Annotated in this window: 21 protein-coding genes; 9 read left to right on the forward strand and 12 right to left on the reverse strand. The window is 70.8% G+C overall.

Features of this window, described 5'->3' with window-relative positions; all coding sequences use genetic code 11:
* Positions 1 to 105: 105 nt before the first annotated feature.
* Positions 106 to 432 carry a heat shock protein HspQ gene (gene hspQ / locus LR948_RS11730; protein WP_232754215.1) on the reverse strand — a complete coding sequence of 109 codons (327 nt, stop codon included), beginning with the start codon at positions 430 to 432 and terminating at the stop codon, positions 106 to 108.
* Between the two features lie 257 nt (positions 433 to 689).
* Between hspQ and LR948_RS11735 the strand changes: the two genes are divergently transcribed.
* Entirely contained in the window at positions 690 to 1280 is a 591-nt protein-coding gene (locus LR948_RS11735) for a lytic transglycosylase (RefSeq protein ID WP_232754216.1), read from the forward strand.
* A gap of 269 nt (positions 1281 to 1549) precedes the next feature.
* Here LR948_RS11735 and LR948_RS11740 read toward each other — a convergent pair whose 3' ends face one another.
* The 5 genes from LR948_RS11740 to LR948_RS11760 form a co-directional block, all read right to left on the reverse strand.
* Complete coding sequence (locus LR948_RS11740) at positions 1550 to 2146, reverse strand: outer membrane lipoprotein carrier protein LolA (protein WP_232754217.1); 597 nt, start codon at positions 2144 to 2146, stop codon at positions 1550 to 1552.
* Positions 2147 to 2226: 80 nt separating this feature from the next.
* Complete coding sequence (locus LR948_RS11745; protein ID WP_232754218.1) at positions 2227 to 2877, reverse strand: exopolysaccharide biosynthesis protein; 651 nt, start codon at positions 2875 to 2877, stop codon at positions 2227 to 2229.
* A gap of 166 nt (positions 2878 to 3043) precedes the next feature.
* Positions 3044 to 6058, reverse strand: coding sequence for a DNA translocase FtsK (locus tag LR948_RS11750; protein WP_232754219.1), 3015 nt, complete (start codon positions 6056 to 6058; stop codon positions 3044 to 3046).
* A gap of 34 nt (positions 6059 to 6092) precedes the next feature.
* On the reverse strand, positions 6093 to 7271 hold the full coding sequence (locus LR948_RS11755) for an aminotransferase class I/II-fold pyridoxal phosphate-dependent enzyme (RefSeq protein WP_232754220.1): 1179 nt from the start codon (positions 7269 to 7271) through the stop codon (positions 6093 to 6095).
* 135 nt (positions 7272 to 7406) lie between these two features.
* Positions 7407 to 8738 carry an amidase gene (locus LR948_RS11760; RefSeq protein ID WP_232754221.1) on the reverse strand — a complete coding sequence of 444 codons (1332 nt, stop codon included), beginning with the start codon at positions 8736 to 8738 and terminating at the stop codon, positions 7407 to 7409.
* Between the two features lie 92 nt (positions 8739 to 8830).
* Between LR948_RS11760 and LR948_RS11765 the strand changes: the two genes are divergently transcribed.
* A complete protein-coding gene (locus LR948_RS11765; protein WP_232754222.1) occupies positions 8831 to 10057 on the forward strand; it encodes a UbiH/UbiF/VisC/COQ6 family ubiquinone biosynthesis hydroxylase in 1227 nt (408 codons plus the stop codon).
* A 144-nt stretch (positions 10058 to 10201) separates the two neighbouring features.
* Here the strand turns inward: LR948_RS11765 and LR948_RS11770 are convergent, their stop codons facing one another.
* Positions 10202 to 10693, reverse strand: a complete 492-nt coding sequence (locus tag LR948_RS11770; protein WP_232754223.1) for a lytic transglycosylase domain-containing protein — start codon at positions 10691 to 10693, stop codon at positions 10202 to 10204.
* A gap of 136 nt (positions 10694 to 10829) precedes the next feature.
* Here LR948_RS11770 and LR948_RS11775 point away from each other — a divergent pair, with 136 nt between their 5' ends.
* Positions 10830 to 11684, forward strand: a complete 855-nt coding sequence (locus LR948_RS11775; protein WP_232754224.1) for an SDR family oxidoreductase — start codon at positions 10830 to 10832, stop codon at positions 11682 to 11684.
* A gap of 385 nt (positions 11685 to 12069) precedes the next feature.
* On the opposite strand, the gene LR948_RS11780 is transcribed toward LR948_RS11775, so the two are convergent.
* On the reverse strand, positions 12070 to 12492 hold the full coding sequence (locus LR948_RS11780; protein ID WP_232754225.1) for a hypothetical protein: 423 nt from the start codon (positions 12490 to 12492) through the stop codon (positions 12070 to 12072).
* 481 nt (positions 12493 to 12973) lie between these two features.
* Between LR948_RS11780 and LR948_RS11785 the strand changes: the two genes are divergently transcribed.
* Together LR948_RS11785 and LR948_RS11790 are read left to right on the forward strand one after the other, a co-directional pair.
* Entirely contained in the window at positions 12974 to 13435 is a 462-nt protein-coding gene (locus tag LR948_RS11785; protein ID WP_232754226.1) for a hypothetical protein, read from the forward strand.
* 574 nt (positions 13436 to 14009) lie between these two features.
* Entirely contained in the window at positions 14010 to 14903 is an 894-nt protein-coding gene (locus LR948_RS11790; RefSeq protein ID WP_232754227.1) for a DMT family transporter, read from the forward strand.
* A 63-nt stretch (positions 14904 to 14966) separates the two neighbouring features.
* On the opposite strand, the gene LR948_RS11795 is transcribed toward LR948_RS11790, so the two are convergent.
* Complete coding sequence (locus LR948_RS11795; protein WP_232754228.1) at positions 14967 to 15872, reverse strand: LysR family transcriptional regulator; 906 nt, start codon at positions 15870 to 15872, stop codon at positions 14967 to 14969.
* 203 nt (positions 15873 to 16075) lie between these two features.
* Here LR948_RS11795 and LR948_RS11800 point away from each other — a divergent pair, with 203 nt between their 5' ends.
* Positions 16076 to 16525, forward strand: coding sequence for a DUF4399 domain-containing protein (locus tag LR948_RS11800; protein ID WP_232754229.1), 450 nt, complete (start codon positions 16076 to 16078; stop codon positions 16523 to 16525).
* A 50-nt stretch (positions 16526 to 16575) separates the two neighbouring features.
* Here LR948_RS11800 and LR948_RS11805 read toward each other — a convergent pair whose 3' ends face one another.
* On the reverse strand, positions 16576 to 17136 hold the full coding sequence (locus LR948_RS11805; protein WP_232754230.1) for a type 1 glutamine amidotransferase domain-containing protein: 561 nt from the start codon (positions 17134 to 17136) through the stop codon (positions 16576 to 16578).
* A gap of 172 nt (positions 17137 to 17308) precedes the next feature.
* Between LR948_RS11805 and rnhA the strand changes: the two genes are divergently transcribed.
* On the forward strand, positions 17309 to 17770 hold the full coding sequence (gene rnhA / locus LR948_RS11810) for a ribonuclease HI (RefSeq protein WP_232754231.1): 462 nt from the start codon (positions 17309 to 17311) through the stop codon (positions 17768 to 17770).
* Entirely contained in the window at positions 17767 to 18393 is a 627-nt protein-coding gene (locus LR948_RS11815) for a trimeric intracellular cation channel family protein (RefSeq protein WP_232754232.1), read from the forward strand. The genes rnhA and LR948_RS11815 overlap by 4 nt, the downstream gene beginning before the upstream one ends.
* 14 nt (positions 18394 to 18407) lie before the next feature.
* On the opposite strand, the gene LR948_RS11820 is transcribed toward LR948_RS11815, so the two are convergent.
* Positions 18408 to 19664, reverse strand: a complete 1257-nt coding sequence (locus LR948_RS11820; protein ID WP_232754233.1) for an RsmB/NOP family class I SAM-dependent RNA methyltransferase — start codon at positions 19662 to 19664, stop codon at positions 18408 to 18410.
* A 65-nt stretch (positions 19665 to 19729) separates the two neighbouring features.
* Between LR948_RS11820 and LR948_RS11825 the strand changes: the two genes are divergently transcribed.
* Positions 19730 to 19918, forward strand: coding sequence for a DUF1674 domain-containing protein (locus LR948_RS11825; RefSeq protein ID WP_232754234.1), 189 nt, complete (start codon positions 19730 to 19732; stop codon positions 19916 to 19918).
* A gap of 177 nt (positions 19919 to 20095) precedes the next feature.
* On the opposite strand, the gene LR948_RS11830 is transcribed toward LR948_RS11825, so the two are convergent.
* On the reverse strand, positions 20096 to 20446 hold the full coding sequence (locus tag LR948_RS11830; protein WP_232754235.1) for a dihydrodipicolinate reductase: 351 nt from the start codon (positions 20444 to 20446) through the stop codon (positions 20096 to 20098).
* Between the last annotated feature and the right edge of the window lie 66 nt (positions 20447 to 20512).

Consider the following 20512-nt stretch of genomic DNA (forward strand, 5'->3'; position numbering starts at 1 on the left):
TTCTCGGGACAGCTTCGGGCGGAAGGCTTGGGTCTCCGCTCCATGCGCAGACGCGTGGCGCGCAGCAGGCCAAAGCGCGGCGCCTCACGCCCGCGCCCCCGGCGCTCAGTTCATCTGGAACTGCGGCTCGTAGGAGCCATCGGTGAACTGGCCGAAAAGCTCGGAGATGTCGGGATGGTCGACCGGCTCGCCGGAGTAATCCGCGACCAGGTTCTGCTCCGACACATAGGCGACGTAGAAACTCTGGTCGTTTTCCGCCAGGAGGTGGTAGAAGGGCTGATCCCGCATCGGGCGGCTGTCCTCGGGGATCGACTGGTACCATTCCTCGGTATTGGCAAATTCCGGGTCGACGTCGAAGACCACCCCGCGGAAGGGGTGTTTGCGGTGCCGAACGACCTGGCCGAGCTTGTATTTCGCGCGTTGTGTGTACATTGGCCTATACCTCTTGACCGCAAAGCTAGCGCTCCGCGCGCCAGTTTGTCCATTTTTTCGCCGCATTTTCGCCGGAAACACTCTGTGCAGGTGAGTCGGACAAAGCGGCCGGGTCTGACATTTGCCTCCACATCGGGCGGCATCCCGCCGGTTGCAACCCCCCTCTCGCGGGTTTCGGGGTTTGTGATTTCATCGCCCGGCCCGATCGGCTAGACTGCCTGCCAAGAGCCCAAACGGCCAGACAGAGCGAGAGGCAGATGAGCAGTTTCTTTCGCGCGCTCGTGATCGTGTTGCTGGCGGCGTCCTGCGGGGGCGGCGGCCCCAAGACCGCGCCGTCAAACCTGGACGATGCCTGCGCCATCCTTCGCGAACGCCCGCATTACATCCGCGCCTTCCGCGCCACCGAGCGCAAATGGGGCGTGCCCGTCCATGTGCAGATGGCGACGATCTACCAGGAAAGCAAGTTTATCGGCGATGCGCGCACGCCGTTCCGCTATTCCCTGGGGGTGATCCCCGTGGGCCGGCAAAGCTCGGCCTTCGGCTACAGCCAGGCGCTCGACGGGACCTGGAAGGAATACCAGGACCAGCACGGCGGCCGCCGCACCCAGCGCGACGACATCCGCGATGCGACGGATTTCATGGGCTGGTACATGGCCCAGACCCAGCGCGAGCTGGGGATCTCGACCTGGGACGCGCGGAACCAGTATCTCGCCTATCACGAGGGCCGGACCGGCTATCGGCGGGGCAGCTACAACGCCAAGTCCTGGCTCCTGCGGGTGGCCGACGAGGTCGGGCAGCGCTCGACGACCTACCAGGCGCAACTCGTGGGCTGCCGCCACGCGCGGTGAGGCTTGCGGGGTAAGCGGGGGCGGCTTGAGGGCCGCCCTCTGTAACCCGTCAGTTCGGCGATCTCTCTAGCCACCAATCACCAACTTGCGCCCGAACAGCGCCGCAGGCGCCGGGCGCGCGCCGGACCGGCCCCTTGGGCCGGCGCTCTTGCGGGTGGCGCGCTTAGGTCTGCGCCAGCCCTGACCTTGCAGCCATAACGCACCCAGCTCAAAAAGCAGCGGCGCCGGCCCCCGGACCTGCGCGCGCCCTTTGCCCTAGAGGTCCGTCCTCAGTTCGACTCCGCCACGGCGCGGTCGATGTTGAAGAGGGAGTTCGGCAGCTCCTTCTTCTGCAGCGCGCCCAGAACCACGGTGGTCTTCTGGCCGTCCTGGTCGGTCACCACCCATTGCTTCAGTTCCACCGGCTCGTCGGTGAACTTCATCTGGATGGTCCCGTATTCCGGCCGCTTGGGGTCGCGCGCGGTGACGATGGTCGCGGTGCCGTCGTAGTCATGCGCGACCACCATGCCGTCCTGCGCGAGGTTCACGTTGGAGGCCAGGATGATCGACAGCGGCGTCTGGTTCAGCGGGTAGGTCTCGGGCTGGCCGCCGACCTTCTTGTCGATGATCACCACCGTGCCGCGCCCGGCCATGACCAGCGCCTGCTCGGGCGGGTTGTAGTCGAAGCGCATCTTGCCCGGCCGCGACAGCGCCAGGTCCCCGGTCGAGATCGTGCCGTCGGCGTTGATCTGGGTGAAGTCGCTCTCGGCCGTGCGGATGCCGTTGAGGTAGTTTGAAATCTCGTTCAGCGACAGCTTGTCCGCGGCGGCCTGGCCGGCGGTGAGAAGCCCGAGGCCGAGCGCGGCGATGAAGGCGGAAAAACGCATCGGAATGTCGTCCTTTTGCACGATGTGAACCTGAAGGCGGATATGGGCCGGGCCCGCGCGTTATGCGATAGCGCAGGATTTCATTGTGATAAAAGCAGCAAGGGTGCGCCGATCAGCGCCGGCACCGCCGCGGCGAGGCCGAGGATCATCAGCGCGCCGTCGCGCGCGGTGATCGCCAGGCCGAAGATGAAGATGCCGATCATCGGGATCACCCCGGCAAAAGGCACCAGCTCGAGCGGCGGCACGGTCAGGCAGAGGGCCAGGATCACCAGCGCCGCCAGCCGCCGCGCGCCCTGCCCCGCGAAGGCGGTGAAGCGCTGGCCGAACCAGCGGTCCATGCGCTCGGCGAAAGGCTCCAGCCGGTCAAGCGCCTGGCAGAGCCGGCGGTCGGGCACCGGGCGCTCGCGCAGGATGCGCGGGGTCCAGATGTGATCGCTGCCCGCCAGAAGGTGGAGCGCGGCGATGGCCATGACCGTGGCGGTCACCGTGGGCACGCCGGGAATGCCGCCGAGCGGCGTCAGGATCAGCGCCGAGAGCACCAGGAAGATCGGCCCGAAGCCGCGCTCGCCGATGGCGCGCACCACGTCGCCCAGGGTCACGCTGTCGCGCCGCGCCTCGTCCTCGGAGACGCGCTCGCGCAGGTGCACGACGACGTCGCAGACCTCGGTCCCGCCGGGGGCGGCGAGCGCCTTGAGGTCCTCTGCATCGGGTGTTGCCTTGGCCGCTGTCATGGCTCCGAAACGCCGCCTTCACGACGGCGGTTCCCGGCGCCCCGCGATCGGCGGAGGCCCGCTGAAGCCCCGGACAGGACCGCGCGCAAAGAAAAGCCCCCCACCCGGCAGGGGAGGGGGGCCAAGCCCTTGATATGTCCCGGCAACCAGGTCCCCGCGGGGGCGGTCACGCCTGTTCGGGCACCAGGATCTCGCGCTTGCCGACGTGGTTGGCGGCCGAGACGACGCCCTCTTCCTCCATCTGCTCCACCAGGCGCGCGGCCTTGTTGTAGCCGATGCCCAGCTTGCGCTGGATGTAGGAGGTCGAGCACTTCCGGTCCTTGATGACGATCGCCACAGCCTGGTCGTAAAGCGCATCCTCGCCGCCGGTGTTGCCGCCGGTGTTCAGCCCCAGCACCGCGTCGATGTTGTCGGCCTTCTCGTCGGCCGGGCCCTCGACCACGCCCCCGACGTAATCGGGCGGCCCGAAGGCCTTGAGATGGTTCACCACCTCTTCGACCTCCTCGTCCGAGACGAAGGGCCCGTGGCACCGGGTGATCCGCGCGCCGCCGGCCATGTAGAGCATGTCGCCCATGCCCAGGAGCTGCTCGGCGCCCATCTCGCCCAGGATCGTGCGGCTGTCGATCTTCGAGGTCACCTGGAAGGAGATCCGGGTGGGGAAGTTCGCCTTGATGGTGCCGGTGATGACATCGACCGAGGGCCGCTGCGTGGCCATGATCAGGTGGATGCCCGAGGCCCGCGCCATCTGCGCGAGGCGCTGGATGCAGGCTTCGATCTCCTTGCCCGCGACCATCATCAGGTCGGCCATCTCGTCGACGATCACGACGATATAGGGCATCTTCCGGGGCTCGAATTCCTCGGTCTCGAAGACCGGCTCGCCGGTCTCGTCGTCGAAGCCGGTCTGCACCGTCCGCGAGAACATCTCGCCCTTCTTCTGGGCCTCCTCGACGCGGCCGTTGTAGCCGTCGATGTTGCGCACGCCCATCTTGGACATCTTGCGGTAGCGGTCCTCCATCTCGCCGACGACCCATTTCAGTGCCACGACGGCCTTCTTGGGGTCGGTGACGACCGGGCTCAGGAGGTGCGGGATGCCGTCGTAGACGCTAAGCTCCAGCATCTTCGGGTCGATCATGATCAACCGGCATTCGTCGGGCGTGAGCTTGTAGAGGAGCGACAAGATCATCGTGTTGATCGCCACCGACTTGCCCGAGCCCGTGGTGCCCGCGATCAGGAGGTGCGGCATCTTCGAGAGGTTCGCCACCACCGGGTCACCGCCGATGTCCTTGCCCAGCGCGAGCGGCAGGCGCTGGTTGCCGTCGCCATAGGCCCGCGACGACAGGATCTCGCGGAAGGAGACCATCTCGCGGTTGTCGTTCGGAAGCTCGATGCCGATCACCGAGCGGCCCGGCACGGTGGAAACCCGCGCCGAAAGCGCCGACATGGAGCGCGCGATATCGTCGGCCAGGCCGATCACGCGGCTCGCCTTGAGGCCCGGGGCGGGCTCCAGCTCGTACATGGTGACCACAGGGCCGGGACGGACGCTGACGATCTCGCCTTTCACGCCGTAGTCGTCGAGCACGGTCTCGAGCATCCGGGCGTTCTCTTCCAGCGCCTCGTCGGAAAGATGCAGCCGCTCGATCTTGGCGGGGTTGGTCAGAAGCGACAGCGGCGGCAGCTCGAAATCGGCCACGCGGTCCTCGAAGGCGAGGCTCGGCTGGGCCTCGGCGCGGGCGCGCTTGGAGGGCTGCACCTGCTTGCGCGGGCTGTGTTCCACGACCTTCTTGGGCTGGGCCACGGGGACCGCGGGGCGCGCGGGCGCGGCGGTCTGCTGCGCCTCCTCGGGGCCCGCGTCGTAGCCGTAGCCATAGCCGTAATCCTCGCCGTAGCCGTCGTCATCCTCGTCCTCGACCGCGACGAAGCGGTCCTCGGGCAGCGGCTCGGCCTTGGGGATGCCGCGGCTCAGCACGCGGCCCTGCGCAGGCGCGCTGTCCTCGGCGAAATCCTCCGGCGCCTCGTCGCCCGCCTCGCCGCCGTCGCGGGCGGTCAGCGGCGGCTCGGGGCGCAGGCCCACCGGCGCGGGCGCATAGATCAGCGGATCGGGGCGGCGGCCCCGACCGCGGGTCAGCGGCGTGTCCTCGGGGGCGCGGGCCTCGGGCGCGCGGCGCAGCTTGTTGCGCACCGCGTCGGCGATCTTGGCCTGCACGCGCGAGCCCTCGGGCATCTCGGCGTCGGGGGCCAGATCGGGCTCGATCAGCTCGGGCTCGAGGTCGTCCGAGCCGCGGCCCGGCATCAGCCGGGCGAGGAAGCCCTGGCGCTCGGGTTCGCGAGCGGGGGCCTCGTAGGCCTCCTCACCCTGCACCGCGCGCGGGGCGCCGAAGGTCGGCTCGGCCCGCACCACGCGCTGGCTGCGGGGCTGGTCCTCGGGCACATCCCAGGCGGCGTCGTCGTCCTCGTCGATGAGCATGTCCTCGCGGGCGGCGCGGCGGGCGGCATGGGCCTCCTGCATGGCGCGCGCGCCCTGCATGGCCCCGGCGGCGCCCCGGCCGAAGAGCTTCAGAAGCGCGGCATAGCCCATGATCAGCCCGATCAGCGCGCTGCGCCCGAGGCGCGAAAGCTCGTCGCGGGTGAAGCCCAGGACGAAGGCCCCGAAGGCCACGATGCCCACGGCGAAGACCACCATGGCCAGCTTCAGCGAGGCCCCGGCGCCTAGCGGCAGGAAGGTCAGAACCGCGCCCATGGCCATGTCGCCGAAAAGCCCGCCCATGCCGAAGCTGTGGGTCCAGTCTGCCCCGGGCGCCTGGCCCGCGGCGAAGATCGACAGAAGCGCGATCCAGATCGGTGCGAAGATCGCCCGGGTCGCGGCGCGCTCTTCACCCCGGTGCAGAAGCAGCCGCGCGCCCCAGGCGATGAGCACCATGGGGATCGCCCAGGCCCCGCGCCCGACGATCATGTAGAGCGGCGCCGAGATCGCCGCGCCGAAGCGGCCCATCCAGTTCTCGACCGGCGCATCGGTGGCCGCGATCCAGGAGGGATCGTCCGGCGCGTAGGAGCCGATCATCGCGCCCGCCATGAGGCCCAGGACGACCAGCGCGAGACCCACCAGCTCCTTGCCGCGTCGTTCGATCGCCGCCTGCATGTCGCTGTCGAACAGCGGTTCGCGTCCCCGTGCCGGATAAGCCATTCTTGCCTCGCCTTCGTTTCTTCTGATTATCTCGTCACCCGTAGAGACAGGCCCTGAGCCGTTCGAGCCCGTCCCGCATCTCGTCCCGCGGGGCGACCATGGCCACGCGGATGTAGCCCGCCCCCGGATTGCCCGCCGCGGTGTCCCGCGACAGGTAGGCGCCGGGCAGGACCCGCACGCCGGTCTCGCGCCAGAGCTGCCGCGCCGCCGTCTCGCCGTCGTCGACCGGCAGCCAGAGGAAGAATCCCGCCTCGGGCGCGCCCGCGCCCTCGATCCCCTCGAAGACCCGGTCGGCGATCTCGTATTTCTCGGCGTAGAGCCGGCGGTTTTCCTCGACGTGGACCTCGTCGGCCCAGACCTTCTCGGCCACGCGCTGCAGCGGCAGCGGCAGCGGCGCCCCGGCATAGGCCCGGAGCTGGCGCATCCGGGCGATGGTCTCGGGCCCGCCCGCGACGAAACCCGAGCGCAGGCCCGGCAGGTTCGACCGCTTGGAGAGCGAATGGAAGACCACGACCCGCTCGGGGTCGGCGCCCATGTCCCGGGCCACCTCGAGCGCGCCGGTCGGCGCCTTGCCGCGGAAGATCTCGGAATAGCATTCATCCGCGAGGATCTGGAAATCATGCCGCTCGGCCAGGCCGATCAGCCGCTCCCAATAGGCCCGGTCGGCGACCGCGCCCTGCGGGTTCGCGGGCGAGCAGATATAGGCCAGCGCCACCCGGTCGAGCTGCTCTTCGGGCAGGGCGGCGTAGTCCGGCAGATGGCCCGTCGCCTCGGTCGCGGGCACGAAGACCGGCTCCGCGCCGACCGACAGCGCCGCCACCGCGTAGACCTGGTAGAAGGGATTGGGCGTCAGGATCACCGGGCGCTGGCCGTTCTTGCGCTCCGGGCATAGCGCCATGGCGGCGTTATAAAGCCCCTCGCGCGTGCCGTTCAGCGCCATGATCCGCCGCGCCGGGTCGATGTCGACGCCGTAGCGCCGCCCCAGCCAGTCGTGGATTGCGCCCAGAAGCTTGGGCGTGCCCTCGTTGACCGGGTAGCGGGCGAACTCGCCGACATGCGCCGCCAGCACCTCGCCCACCCAGTCGGGGAAGGCGTGGCGCGGCTCGCCGATGGTCATATGCACGACCGGCCCGCCGGGCTCATCTGCGTCCAACAGCGCGCGCAGGCGCGGGAACGCATAGGCCGGAAGGTCCGAAAACCGTTCGGGAAACATGCTCTACTGCCTCGTGGTGGCGGGATCGTTGACGCCCCGCTTTGTGACAAAGATACATCGCAGCGCGCCCGATCGTCCAGAATCTTGCCGAAGTCTCAAGGACCTGTGGCAGGAAATCCGCATCGCGCCGGGCGCTTAACCCAGCGCGCGCGCGGCGCTTGCGGCCAGGGAGAGAAGCCGTTCCTCCGCCCATGGCGCGCCCATCAGCGATATCCCCGCCGAGGGCGTGCCCCCCGGCAGGCTCACCGCCGAGAGCCCCATGAGGTTGCCCACCCGGGTGTTGCGCAGCGTCTTGAGGTTTTCCGCGACGTAATAGTCGCCATCCTCCATCAGCCGTGCCGCGTCGGGCGGCAGGTTGGGCGTCGTCGGGCAGAGCACCGCGTCGAAGCCCGCCATGCGCGCGCCCCAGGCCTGGCGGGCCTCCTCGAGCCGCGCCCAGGCGCGCAGGAACTCCGCCGCCGAGACCTCCCGCCCGCCTTCGAATCGCGCCCGGATCGGGTCGAACATCGCCGCGCCCTCGGCCTCGATGGTCTCGCCCCAGAGCGCCCAGGCCTCGCCGGTGTAAAGCACGCCCGCGTCGGCCATGGGCCCTTCGATCTCGGGCGCGGCGACATCACTGATCGTGGCGCCCGCCGCCTCGAAGGCGCGCAGCACGGCCTCGTAGGCGCGCGCGATCTCCGGGGCGAGGTCCTCCTCGACGATGGTGGTCAGCCGCGCAAAGCGCCGCCCCTTCAGCGATCCCGCCTGCCCGAGGTCCGGCGCCTTCCGCCCCTCGAGAAGCCGCAAGAGCAGCGCCGCATCCGCCACACTTTTGGTCAGCGGCCCCACGGTGTCGAAGCGCGGCGCCAGCGGCACCACGCCCTCAAGCGAGACCCGCCCGGCGGTGGTCTTCAGCCCCACCAGGTCGTTCCAGGCCGAGGGCACCCGCACCGAGCCGCCGGTGTCCGAGCCGATGGCCGCGGGCGCCAGCCCGAAGGCCACCGAGGCCGCCGCCCCCGAGGAGGACCCGCCCGAGACCGCGCCCGCGTCATTCACGCAGGGCGGCGTCGCGGTCACCGGGTTCAGCCCGAGCCCCGAGAAGGCCAGCTCCGACATATGCGTCTTGCCGAGGCAGACGAGCCCCGCCGCCGTCGCCTCGCGCAGGACCCGCGCGTCCCGGCCCGGCACCCGGCCCTTCAGCATGGCCGAGCCCGCCTCGGTCGCGGTGCCGGCGCTGTCGAAAAGGTCCTTCCAGCTGACCGGCACCCCGTCGAGGGCCGAGCGCCGCCGCCCCATCCGCGCGCGGTCTGCCGCGGCGCGGGCCTCGGCGCGGGCGCGCTCGGGCGTCACCCGGGCATAGATCCGGTCGGTCAGCGGATGGGCGGCGATCTTCTCTAGATACGCCTCGGTCAGCGCCACCGGGTCGATCTCGCCCCGCGCGATGCCGTCGCCCAGCGCGATTGCCTCCATCTCGGTCCAGTCACTCATGCCCCGCGTCCTCCCTGCCCTGTGGTCCGGCCGCGACGCTAGCGGCGTGAGGGCGCATGGACAATGCCGCGCCCCGGGGCATATTTCGCGGCATGACACCCGATTGCGACATAGCCATCATCGGCGGCGGCCTGGCCGGGGGCACCCTGGCCCTGGCGCTGGCAGAGGCCGGCTTCTCGGTCTGCCTGCTGGATGCCGCCCCCGAAGCGACCCATCGCGCGGCGGATTTCGACGGCCGCTCCTACGCGCTGGCCCAGGCCTCGAAGCGGCTTCTGGCGAACCTCGGGCTCTGGTCCGGGCTGGCCGAGAGCGCCCAGCCGATGCGCGAGATCAAGGTCACCGACGGCCGCGTCGGCGAGGCCCGCGTGGCGCTGGGGCTGCATTTCGAGGGCGCCGAGCTCGAGGAGGGGCCGATGGGCTTCATGGTCGAGGACCGGCACCTGCGCCGCGTGCTCCTGGACCGTCTGGCCGATCACCCGGGCATCACCCACCGCCGCGGCACCCGCGTCACCGGCCAGCGCGCCGAACCGGCCGCCCAGGTGCTGGAGCTGGAGGGTGGCGAGACGCTCACCGCCCGGCTCGCGGTGGGTGCCGACGGTCGGACGAGCGGCACCGCCTCCCGCGCCGGGATCTCCCGCACCGGCTGGGACTACCCGCAGACCGCGCTGGTTTGCGCCATCGCGCACGAGCGCCCGCACCAGGGCGTCGCGCATCAGCTCTTCCTGCCTTCGGGGCCGCTGGCGATCCTGCCGCTCACGGGCAACCGCAGCTCGATCGTCTGGAGCGAGCGGCGCGGCTTGGCCGAGCGTATCAACGCCCTGCCCGAGGCCGACTACCTGACGGTGTTGCGCCCGCGCTTCGGCGATTTCCTGGGCGCGGTCTCGCTGGCCGGGGCGCGCTTCACCTATCCGCTGGGGCTCTCGCTTGCGCAGGCCCTGACCGCGCCGCGGCTGGCGCTGGTGGGCGATGCCGCCCATGGCGTGCATCCCTTGGCGGGCCAGGGGCTGAACGCGGGGCTGCGCGACGTCGGCGCGCTGGCCCATGTGCTGGAAGAGGCCCGCGCCCGGGGCGAGGACCCCGGCGCGGCGCCGGTGCTTGACCGCTACGCGCGCTGGCGGCGCTTCGACAATGCCTCGCTGGGGCTGGCGACCGATCTCTTCAACCGGCTCTTCTCGAACGACAGCGCGGGGCTCCGGGCGCTGCGCGATCTGGGCATGCGGGCGGTGAACGCCACCCCCGGCCTGCGCCGCGCCGCGATGCGCGAGGCCGCCGGTCTGACCGGAGAGCTGCCGAGGCTGATGGCGCGCGAGGGGCGCTAGGCGGGGGTCTTGGCCCTCGTCCTGCCCGGGGCGACTTGAGGGCTCTCGGAAGACCCAGGCCGTGCGATCCGCGCCGTCGACGCGGCTAAGCGGCACCTGCCAGCGCGAGACCCGCGCAACGCGCCCCCTACCGGCCCAGCACACTCACCCCGGCCGCAGCCCGGTCTCCACCAGCATCCCCTGCCGCTTGGCCTCGTAGTAATACCCCCGGGAATACCATTTCACCGCCGTGTCGAAGCTGCCGTCCGACAAGAGCCAGGCCCCGCGCAGGTATTTCACCGAGTAGCGCAGGTTGGTCTCGGCATCGAGCAGGTCCGTGGCCTGCCCCTGGAAGCCCATGCTGCGCGCCGTCGCGGGCAGGATCTGCATCAGCCCGTAATAGGGCCCGTTGCGCGCCCAGGGGCGATGCGTGCTCTCGCGGATCACCACCCGGTGGACCAGCGCGCGCGGCACCTCGTAGCGGTCGGCATAGCGGTTGATGAGCCGCCGCAGCTCCTCGGTCTCATTGGGGTGCAGGGGCGGGTTGTAGCCGGTCTCGGCGCCCTCGGCGGCGAAACGCGCGACGGTCTCGTCGCTGGGGGCCGCGCAGGCGGCCAGGCTCAGGCAGATCAGGACGGCCAGCAGGGGTCGGGTCATGGATCGAGGTCCGGATTGTTGCTCCGGCGCGGATCCTGCCTCTCCCGGCCTGATTCGCGCGAGCGCGGGGATCCGCCGTCGGCGGCAGCCCGCGCATGGCTTGCCAAAGCCCGCGCTCCGCGCCAGTTTTCCCGGCATGACCGGCACGCTCCTCTCCCTCGGCCACGGCTATTCCGCCCGCGCGCTTGCGACCCGTCTCCTGCCGCTGGGCTGGCGGGTGATCGGCACCAGCCGCGACCCCGAGAAGCTCTCCGCCCTGGCCGAGACCGGCATCGAGCCGATCCTCTTCACCCGCGAGGCGGTGACCGAGGCGCTGGCCGAGGCCGATCACCTCCTGATGTCCGCCGCCCCAAACGAAGACGGCGACCCGGCGCTGGCGCTCGCCCGTGAGGCCATCGCCGCCCGCGCGCCAAAGCTGCGCTGGGCCGGCTATCTCTCGACCACCGGGGTCTACGGCGACGCCGGCGGCGCCTGGATCGACGAGAGGGCGCCGCTCAAGGCCCACAGCCGGCGCGGCCGCGCCCGGGTCGAGGCCGAGGCCGCCTGGGCCGCGATCCCCGGCCTGCCGCTGCATATCTTCCGCCTCGCGGGCATCTACGGCCCCGGCCGCGGCCCCTTCGCCAAGGTCAAGGCCGGTCGCGCCCAGCGGGTGGTGAAGCCTGGCCAGGTCTTCTCGCGCATCCATGTCGAGGACATCGCCCGGGTGCTCGAAGCCTCGATCGCCGCGCCGACCCCCGGCGAGGCCTTCAACCTCTGCGACGACGAACCCGCGCCGCCGCAGGACGTGATCGCCCATGCCGCCGAGCTCCTGGGCCTGCCGGTGCCCCCCGAGGTGCCCTTCGAGGAGGCCGAGATGAGCCCCATGGCGCGCAGCTTCTACGCCGACAACAAGCGCACCTCCAACGCCAAGGTGAAAGAGGTGCTGAACCTCGAGATGCGCTACCCCACCTACCGCGAAGGCCTCGCCGCGCTCCTCCGCGCCGAAGGCTGAGGCGTCGGGCAACGCGCTGCGCGCGGCCACTTCCCAACGGCGCCCCAAAGCCCCGGCACGCCCAAGGCGCCCTCCCCGCCCGCGCAACACCGCGCCCACCTCACACATCCCGGGCGCCCCCCCCCCCACCAAGCGCCCCCCACCAGCTTCAGCTTGTCCAAATACCTCGGGGGTGAATGCGGGCGGCACGCCCGCAGAGGGGGCAGAGCCCCCTGCCCCGGTCCGGGACGCCGCAGGCGGCCCGGACAAACAATCATGTCCGCTACACCCGTCGCCTCGCTCGAATAACCGCCCACCCGCCACAAACAAAAAAACGCCCCGCCGGGCTGGCGGGGCGTCGGGGGCACCGGGGAGAGTGCGGCGCCTCCCGGATCACTTGCGCGGATCAGTCGTCGTCGCCGTCGTCACCGTCGTCATCATCGGCGCCGTCGTCGTCATCCCCGTCGGCGCCGTCGTCCTCGTCGAAGCCCTCGTCCGCGTCGTCATCCGCGTCCATCTCGTCCTCGTCGTCGCCGAGCGCGGCTTCCGCGGCGCCGAGGACATCGCCGTTCACGCCGGCGTCGGTCTCGGCCTCGAGCCGGGCCTGGGCGGCGGCGCGGGCCTCGGCACGGGTCATCTGGCCGTCACCGTCGAGGTCGTATTGCGCGAAGGCCGCCGCGCGGTCGGCGCCGAAGCCCTCGGCGAACTCGCTGGCGCTGACGGTGCCGTTGCCGTCGATGTCGAGGTCGGCGAAGGCCATGCCCTGGGCCTGGGCGGCGCCTGCGGCCAGGGTCAGCGTCGCGGCGAGGGCGGTGGATGTCAGTCGCATGTCAAAGCTCCTTTTCCTGCTCTGTGGGCAAATGCCTGTTGGCCCGCGCGGGGCGGCGCAAGGCTGCACTGCCGCGGGGGCGGCTCTGGGCGCCGCCCCGCGCAGCCGGGCGCGGCGGCTGGGCGGTTCTCCGCCACCCCGCGCGGGGCGGCGTGCCGGGGTGAGGGGCCTGCGCTAGGTTGCGCAGGTTGGGTTTGAGGGGGTGCCGAACGTTCGCGGGCGAGACAGGCAGCCTCGCGTGCAGTTCGGAGCAGAAACAGGAGATCCGCGCACGCGACTGGCTCGTCGGCGACGCGTGGCGGCTTCGGCAACACGCGATGCAAGCGCCGACACGACGGGCGCGCTCTGGCGAGACCCGCATCCCCTGCCCAAGTTTTCATCCCCTTCGCCGGGCCAAGGCGCCCCACCGCCGCCCCGCCACATCCCGTGATTGACTTACCTTATCATTTCCATCAGGAATATCCTCAGAAGAGGATCCGCCATGCCCTTAGCTTCCCTCCTGGATGCGCCCGCGACCCGCAGCATCGCCGAGCTCCGCCCGCCCGAGGCGCGGCTCCTGGCGATGTTCCGGCTCTGGCCGCTCGGGCCCGAGGCCCAGACGCTGCTCTGGTCCGAGCTCAGTCACGAGCTGGGCGCCGGCCGCGCGCGGGCCTGCCTGTCGGCCTTCGAGACCCTGCAGGCGATCCTGAAACGCGCCGCCTGGGCGCTGCCGGAGATGGCCGAGCCCGAGACCCCGGCGCTGACGCCGGACGAGGACGGGCTCTGCCGCTTCGTCCTCCGCGCGCTCGAGGCCGACCGCGAGGCGGCGCTGGAAGAGGCGATCTTCCTGGTCCGCCCCGAGGCGATCCTGCCCCTGACCCTCGCCGCCTCGCGCGTGGCGCTGCCGCTCCTTTGCGTCGAATGCCGCCTGAGGCTCGAAGGCGCGCGCTGCCGGCCGAATTGAGGCTTGGAGGCGGGAGCCAAATCCCTGCATCCTCTTGCGCCCGAACAGCACCGAAGGTGCCGGGCGCGCGCCGGACCGGCCCCTTGGGCCGGCGCTCTTGTGGGTGGCGCGCATAGATCGCCACTAGTCCTGACCTTGCCGGGATAAAGCGCCTCGCTGAGAGGTCGGCAGCGCCGGCCCCCGGTCCGGCGCGCGCCCTCGTTCCTAGATGTAAGGTTCTGCGACAAAGGGCTGCGAGGCTATTCGCTCCGGCCCGAGGTCTGTCTTCCCGGGAATCATCGGCCTTCCGCCGCCTTAAGGCTTCAAAACCTGCGCAACCGCCGAACACCACCCAAGCCACACCCAAAAACCGCCCAAGGCCCCAATCCGCGCGCGTTCGCCAAACCTCACGCTGGCCCGCCGCCTGGCACAACCGCCGAACATCACACAAGCCACCGCCCCCACCTCTCACCCCCACACCGCCCCCAACCACTCACGCCTCTCACACCCCTCTCCCAAGCCCCCCCCAGATTGCCCTCCCCGCCCCCGCACGCTATCGGGCGGGGAGCGTCATCTCGGGCAGGAGCGGGCAGCCATGGTTTTCAGCGATCCGATCTCGCGCGCCACCTTCTACGTGGTCGCGGCGGGGGCCTTCTGGGGGTTCTACTGGGTGCCGGTGCGGCGCCTGGAGGAGGCCGGGCTCGCCGGCGCCTGGGGCACGCTGGCGATCGTGGCGATCTCGGCGCTCTGCCTTCTGCCGCAGGCGCTGCGGCACCGGGACATGCTGGCGCGGGCGGACCGGGCGGCGCTGGCCTTCGTGGCGCTCGGCGGCGGCAGCTTCGTGCTTTATTCCGTCGGGCTGATCTACGGGCGGGTCGCGGTGATCATCCTGCTGTTCTTCCTCACCCCGGTCTGGTCGACGCTGATCGGGCGGCTGGTCATGGGCTGGCCGACGCCGGGGCTCCGGCTCGCAGCCATCGCGGCGGGGCTCGCGGGGCTGGCGCTGATGCTCGGGGCCGAGGGCGACCTGCCGCTGCCCCGGGGCCTGGGCGAATGGATGGCGCTCCTCTCGGGGCTTCTCTGGGCCGTCGCGACGGTCGGCATGCGGGTGCGCCCGGCGGTGCCGCCGGTCGAGGCCTCCTTCGTCTTCTCCTGCGGGGCGGTCCTCGCGGCGGCGGCGCTCGCGCCGCTCCTCGCCGCGCCGCCGGCGCTCGAAAGCCTCACCGCCGCCCTGCCCGCCTTCGGCTGGGCGGTGGCGGCGGGCGCCATCTGGTGGGCGCTCTGCATGACCGCGCTGATGTGGGCGACGGTGCGGCTCGATCCGCCGAGGGTCGGGATCCTCCTGATGATCGAGGTGCTGGTCGGCACCGCCTCGGCGGCCTGGCTCGCGGGCGAGGTGCCAGCGCCGCTGGAACTCGCGGGCGGCGCGCTGGTGCTCCTGGCCGGGGTGCTGGAGGTCTGGCCGGTGCGCCGGACGGCGCGGGCATAAAAACGCCCCGGTGCCACAGGGCAACCGGGGCCAGTCGGCCTTGGAACAGGCTTCGGGACAAGACTACCAGTCGGTCGGGCCCTTCTCGGCGAACTCATGCACGAGGAAGTCGATGAAGGCGCGGACCTTGGGCTGGGTGAACCGGCCCGGCGGATAGACGGCGTAGATGCCCTGGGTCTCCTGCGGCAGATCGGGGATCGCATCCTCGACCAGGCCGCTGGCCATGGCATCGGAGTAAAGGAAAGACGGCAGGTAGGCGATGCCCAGGCCCGCGATGCAGGCGTTCAGAAGCGACTGCCCGTCGTTGACCGAAAGCCAGCCCGCGGTGCGCACCTGGCGCTTCTCGCCCGAAGGCGCGGTGACCTTCCAGACGTTGCCCGAGGACTGGTTGGAGTAGTGCAGAAGCTTGTGCTCGTTCAGATCGTCGATGCGATCCGGGCGGCCGAACTTCTCGAAGTAAGAGGGCGCGGCGATCATCCGCTTGGTGCATTCGGCGAGCTTGCGGGCGCGCAGCGTCGAATCCTCAAGCTCCCCGATCCGCACCGCCATGTCGAACCCTTCCGAGATCAGCTCCACGTAGCGGTTGTTCAGCACCATGTTCACGGTGATGTCGGGAAACTCGGCCAGGAACCGGCCGAGGATCGGCGAGAGGTGATTCACCCCGAAGTCCGTCGCCACCGAGATCCGCAGAAGCCCCGAGGGCGCCGACTGCATGGAGGTCACCAGCGCGTCGGCCTCTCCGGCGTCGTTCAGCACCCGGCGAGCGCGGTCGTAATAGGCCAGGCCAATCTCGGTCGGGCTGACCCGCCGCGTGGTGCGGTTCAGGAGCCGCGCGCCGAGCCGCGCCTCGAGCGAGGAGACATGCTTGGAGACGGCGGACTTGGAAATCCCCATCTTCTTGGCGGCATCCGTGAACCCGCCCTGATCCACCACGGTGGCGAATGCTTCCATTTCGGTGAGCCGATCCATGGAGCGCTCCTTCGCATCTTCGCAACTTTTGTCTTGGCCAAGGTATCGCGGCGAAGTTGGGCACAATCGCGGCGTGGGGCAGACAATTGGAAGGTATTTGAAGGCTCTGTTTGACACTTGGAAACAGGCGCAGCTGTCGACAAGGGGGCATTCGCGCTACAGTCCAACTGGTGCCCAGGGCACTGAAATCGGGAGGATTCGCTATGTTTGCACGAACCACTTTCGCCGCCTGTCTCGCGCTCGGGACGCTGGCCGCCCCGGCCTTCGCGCAGGAGGCCACGCCCGCCCCGGATGCGGCGCGGGTCTATTTCATCGGGCTCGAGGACGGCGCCAGCGTGAGCAGCCCGCTGACCCTGCGCTTCGGGCTCGAAGGCATGGGTGTCGCCCCCGCCGGCACCGAGCGCGAGGCCACCGGCCACCACCACGTGCTGATCGACCGCGCGCCTTTCGGCGAGGCCGAGGGCGACGAGGAGGCCATGGGCAACGGGCTGCCCTCGGACGACAACCACCGCCATTTCGGCGGCGGGCAGACGCAGGTGACGCTGGACCTGGAGCCCGGCACCCACACGCTGCAGCTTGTCTTGGGAGATGCCAATCACCGCCCGCATGATCCCGTCGTGGCGTCCGACCAGATCAGCGTGACGGTGGAGTGATCAGAGGCGCCGGGGCGGGGTCAGCTGCCCTGCCCCGGCGCTAACGACCTTCAGGCCGCGCGGCGGCTGTGGGTGCCTTCCTCGACCTCCTCGACGATCTTGGCCACGAAGGCCTCGAGGTCGCCGGGGTTGCGGCTGGTCACGATGCCCTGGTCGGCCACCGCGGTCTCATCGACCCAGTGCGCGCCGGCGTTCACCACGTCGGTCTTCACCGACGGATACGAGGTCGCCTTGCGGTCCTTCAGGATGCCCGCCTCGATCAGCACCCAAGGCGCATGGCAGATCGCGGCGATGGTCTTGCCGGACTGGTGGAAGGCGCGCACCGTCTCGATCACCCGCTCGTCGACGCGCAGGAGGTCGGGGTTGATCTGCCCGCCGGGCAGCACCAGCGCGTCGTAGTCGCTTGGGTCCACCGCGTTCAGCCCGGTGTCGACCGGCACGGTGCGGCCCCAGTCGTCGCCATCCCAGCCCTTGATCTCCTTGCCGTCGAGGCTGGCCACATGCAGCACCGCGCCATGCTCGCGCAGGCGGTCGCGCGGCACCTCCAGCTCGGATTGCTCGAAACCATGGGTGGCGATCAGCAGGATCTTCGCGTCGGAAATCTTGGGCATGACAGGTCTCCTTCGGGTCTATTGAGCTTGCATGGGGGGCGTGCCCGCCGTTCCGGGGCAAAACGCCTGCCCCCGGTCCACGTTCCTGCGCCGCGGGGTTTCGCGCCGGTGCCTTTCGTCGCGGCCCCGCGCCCACTTGACGGCGGGCCACGCGCGGGCGACACCGCGCGCCATGGCCGATCTTTTTGCCTTCACCGACGGAGCCTGCTCCGGAAATCCCGGCCCCGGCGGCTGGGGCGCGCTGCTCCAGGCGAAGGAGGGCGAAAGCGTCGTGAAGGAGCGCGAGCTCTCGGGCGGCGAGGCCGCGACCACCAACAACCGCATGGAGCTTCTGGCCGCGATCAACGCGCTGGAAAGCCTCGCGCGGCCTTCGAAGATCACCGTGGTCACCGACAGCGCCTACGTGAAGAACGGCGTCACCGGCTGGATTCACGGCTGGAAGCGCAACGGCTGGAAGACCGCCTCGAAGAAGCCGGTGAAGAACGCCGAGCTCTGGCAGCGGCTCGACGCCGCGCAGGGCCGCCACCAGGTCACCTGGGAATGGGTGAAGGGCCACGCCGGCCACCCCGAGAACGAACGCGCCGACCAGCTCGCGCGGGACGGCATGGCGCCCTTCAAGCCGCGTGGCAAATGAGCCTCTTCACGCTGCTCGACTATGCCGCCGTGCTGGTCTTCGCGGCCACCGGCGCGCTGACGGCCAGCCGCGCGCAGCTCGACGTGGTGGGCTTCGTCTTCCTCGGCGCGCTGACCGGGCTGGGCGGCGGCACGGTACGCGACCTGCTTCTTGACCGGAACCCGGTGTTCTGGATCGCAGATCCCTTCTACCTCGCGGTGGCAAGCCTGGCGGCGCTGGTGGTCTTCGTGACCGCGCATCGGCTCGAGAACCGGCTGGCGACGCTGCGCTGGCTCGACGCGGCGGCGCTTTCGGTCGCGGCGGCGGCAGGCTCGGGCATCGCGCTCGAGGCCGGGCAGCCGGCGCCGATCGTGGTGGTCATGGGCATGGCGACGGGCTGCCTGGGCGGCCTGATGCGCGACGTGGTCGCCAATGACGTGCCGGTGGTGCTGAGCCAGGGCGAGCTTTACGTCACCTGCGCGCTGGCGGGCTCGCTGGCGACGCTGCTCGGGGCCTGGCTGGGGCTCGGAGACGGGCTGGCGGCGCTGGCCTGCGCCGCGGTGACCTTCACGCTGCGCGCAGGCACGCTGGCGCGGGGCTGGCGGCTGCCGACCTACAAGGCCCGCCCGCCGCGGAACCGGTAAGGGCAGCGCGCCGCTTACGGCTTGGTCAGAAGCGCCATGTAGAAGCCGTCCATCCCGCCCCACTCGGGCCAGAGATCCGGGCGCAGGCGCAGGCCGCCCTCGGGGCTGCGCCAATCCTCGGCGATCCAGGCCGCCTCGAGCGGCGCGACCGTGAGGCCGGGATGGCGCTCCAGCGCCTCCTCGACCTGCACCTCGCCCTCGTCGGGGATCAGCGAGCAGGTGCAGAACATCAGCCGCCCGCCGGGCTTCAGGAGCGTCAGCGCGCGGTCGATCATCGCGGCCTGCAGGGCGATCAGCTCGGAGATGCCCGCGCCGTCCTTGGCATAGGGCAGGTCCGGGTGACGGCGGATGGTGCCGGTCGCCGAGCACGGCGCATCGAGAAGCACGGCGTCATAGCTGCCCTCATGGGTCAGCGCGTCGCCGGTCACGACCTCGGCCGAGAGCCCGACCCGCGCCAGGTTCTCCGAGACCCGCGCCAGCCGCGCCTCGGAGAGATCGAGCGCCGTGACCTTCGCCCCCGCAGCCGCCAGCTGCAGCGTCTTGCCGCCCGGGGCGGCGCACATGTCGAGGACCGTCTGCCCCGTCAGGTCGCCCAGGAGCCGCGCGGGCAGCGCCGCGGCGGCGTCCTGCACCCACCAGTCGCCCGCCTCAAACCCCGGCAGCGCCGAGACCTGCCCGCGCGCCGAGAGCCGCAGCGAGCCGGTGGGCAAAGGCTCGGCGCCCAGCGCCTCGGCCAGCGACGCGGCCTTGGCGGGCTCCTTCAGCGTCAGGTCGAGCGGCGCGCCCGCGGCATGGGCGGCCTCGAAGCCGCGCACCGCCTCGCGGCCCCAGGCCTCGAGCAGCGGGCCGCGCAGCCAGTCGGGCAGCCGCGAGACCGGCAGATCATTCCAAGCTTCCGGCGCCGCGCCCGCCACCTTGCGCAGGACGGCGTTCACCAGCCCCTTCATCGCGCGGGTGCGCTTGTGGCCGTCGGCGATGTCGGCGGCGGAAGAGACGACGCCATGCGCCGCGCCGCCCAGCGCCAGCTCCACCGCGCCCTGCCGCAGGATGTTGCGCACCCGCAGGGGCGGCGCCTTGCGCAGATGCGGCTGCAGGAGCCGGTCGGCCCGGTCGAGATGCCGCAGCGTCTCGGTCGCCAGCCGCTGGGCCGCCGCGCGGTCCTCGGGCGCCAGCCGACGCAGCGCCGGGCCGGCCAGAAGCTCGCTCATCAGCCGGCCTTCGCCCAGCACCCCGTCCAGAAGATCCACGCCCGCGCGCCGTGCCTGATCCATCTTGCCTGCCTTGTTCCTCTGCGTCGCGGCGATATATCAGGGGCAGACGACCGGAGGAACCGCCGATGCGCGACGACAATGCCGATCTGCCCGAACCCGCCCGCCGGGCGCTTGCCGAGGCCGAAGAGCGCCGCCGCAAGGCCGAGGAGGCCGAGGCCGCCAACCCCCGCCCGGTGGAACTGGGCGGCCGCAAGGGGCTGGAACCCGTGCGCTACGGCGACTGGGAGAAGAAGGGGCTGGCGATCGACTTCTGAAGAGGTCGGTGGTGGTGACGCGCGTTATGGCGCGGGCGCACAGCCTGTCAGCAATACTTACCTAGAATCAGGTGAACCGAGGGGCGCAAGCGCGTCTCAACGCGCCAAACGCGGCTCTCAACTCAGTGCGAAAGGGCCGGGCGTCCGTTTAAACCGACGCCCCCGGCCCCGCAGGTCTCACTTCAGCGTGAAACCTTCCGACCGGCCCGCGCCGCGGTCGGCGGTGAAGGTGATGCGGTTGGCGTCCAGCTCGACGAGCTGGCAGTTGTAGCCCAGGTCATCGCCGCCCCAGTTCAGGTCGCGGCAAAAGAAGCCATCCTGCCAGGTCCAGTTGCCGGTCACGTCCCAGGCCGCGCCATTGCCGGCGATGCCGCCGTTCGACAGGACCTGCAGGTTGACCAGCGGGCGCACCAGCCGCTTGCCCTCCACGGCCGAGAGGAACTCGGCCCGGGTGTCGACCCGTTCGGCAGCCGCGGCAGCAGGCAGCATCAGGGCCAGGATCAAGCTCGGGATCAGGGAAAAGCGCATGTCGGATCTCCTCGGTCTTGCGGGAACTACGCGGACCGAGGCCGATCGGTTTCATTTTTTTGCGCT

This window comes from Roseivivax sp. GX 12232, assembly GCF_021272185.1.
Classification (GTDB): Bacteria; Pseudomonadota; Alphaproteobacteria; order Rhodobacterales; family Rhodobacteraceae; genus Roseivivax.

Excerpts from the sequence above, each read along its gene's own strand:
- hspQ (WP_232754215.1), bottom strand. The coding sequence starts at position 432 with ATGTACACACAACGCGCGAAATACAAGCTCGGCCAGGTCGTTCGGCAC.
- LR948_RS11735 (WP_232754216.1), top strand. The coding sequence starts at position 690 with ATGAGCAGTTTCTTTCGCGCGCTCGTGATCGTGTTGCTGGCGGCGTCC.
- LR948_RS11740 (WP_232754217.1), bottom strand. The coding sequence starts at position 2,146 with ATGCGTTTTTCCGCCTTCATCGCCGCGCTCGGCCTCGGGCTTCTCACC.
- LR948_RS11745 (WP_232754218.1), bottom strand. The coding sequence starts at position 2,877 with ATGACAGCGGCCAAGGCAACACCCGATGCAGAGGACCTCAAGGCGCTC.
- LR948_RS11750 (WP_232754219.1), bottom strand. The coding sequence starts at position 6,058 with ATGGCTTATCCGGCACGGGGACGCGAACCGCTGTTCGACAGCGACATG.
- LR948_RS11755 (WP_232754220.1), bottom strand. The coding sequence starts at position 7,271 with ATGTTTCCCGAACGGTTTTCGGACCTTCCGGCCTATGCGTTCCCGCGC.
- LR948_RS11760 (WP_232754221.1), bottom strand. The coding sequence starts at position 8,738 with ATGAGTGACTGGACCGAGATGGAGGCAATCGCGCTGGGCGACGGCATC.
- LR948_RS11765 (WP_232754222.1), top strand. The coding sequence starts at position 8,831 with ATGACACCCGATTGCGACATAGCCATCATCGGCGGCGGCCTGGCCGGG.
- LR948_RS11770 (WP_232754223.1), bottom strand. The coding sequence starts at position 10,693 with ATGACCCGACCCCTGCTGGCCGTCCTGATCTGCCTGAGCCTGGCCGCC.
- LR948_RS11775 (WP_232754224.1), top strand. The coding sequence starts at position 10,830 with ATGACCGGCACGCTCCTCTCCCTCGGCCACGGCTATTCCGCCCGCGCG.
- LR948_RS11780 (WP_232754225.1), bottom strand. The coding sequence starts at position 12,492 with ATGCGACTGACATCCACCGCCCTCGCCGCGACGCTGACCCTGGCCGCA.
- LR948_RS11785 (WP_232754226.1), top strand. The coding sequence starts at position 12,974 with ATGCCCTTAGCTTCCCTCCTGGATGCGCCCGCGACCCGCAGCATCGCC.
- LR948_RS11790 (WP_232754227.1), top strand. The coding sequence starts at position 14,010 with ATGGTTTTCAGCGATCCGATCTCGCGCGCCACCTTCTACGTGGTCGCG.
- LR948_RS11795 (WP_232754228.1), bottom strand. The coding sequence starts at position 15,872 with ATGGATCGGCTCACCGAAATGGAAGCATTCGCCACCGTGGTGGATCAG.
- LR948_RS11800 (WP_232754229.1), top strand. The coding sequence starts at position 16,076 with ATGTTTGCACGAACCACTTTCGCCGCCTGTCTCGCGCTCGGGACGCTG.
- LR948_RS11805 (WP_232754230.1), bottom strand. The coding sequence starts at position 17,136 with ATGCCCAAGATTTCCGACGCGAAGATCCTGCTGATCGCCACCCATGGT.
- rnhA (WP_232754231.1), top strand. The coding sequence starts at position 17,309 with ATGGCCGATCTTTTTGCCTTCACCGACGGAGCCTGCTCCGGAAATCCC.
- LR948_RS11815 (WP_232754232.1), top strand. The coding sequence starts at position 17,767 with ATGAGCCTCTTCACGCTGCTCGACTATGCCGCCGTGCTGGTCTTCGCG.
- LR948_RS11820 (WP_232754233.1), bottom strand. The coding sequence starts at position 19,664 with ATGGATCAGGCACGGCGCGCGGGCGTGGATCTTCTGGACGGGGTGCTG.
- LR948_RS11825 (WP_232754234.1), top strand. The coding sequence starts at position 19,730 with ATGCGCGACGACAATGCCGATCTGCCCGAACCCGCCCGCCGGGCGCTT.
- LR948_RS11830 (WP_232754235.1), bottom strand. The coding sequence starts at position 20,446 with ATGCGCTTTTCCCTGATCCCGAGCTTGATCCTGGCCCTGATGCTGCCT.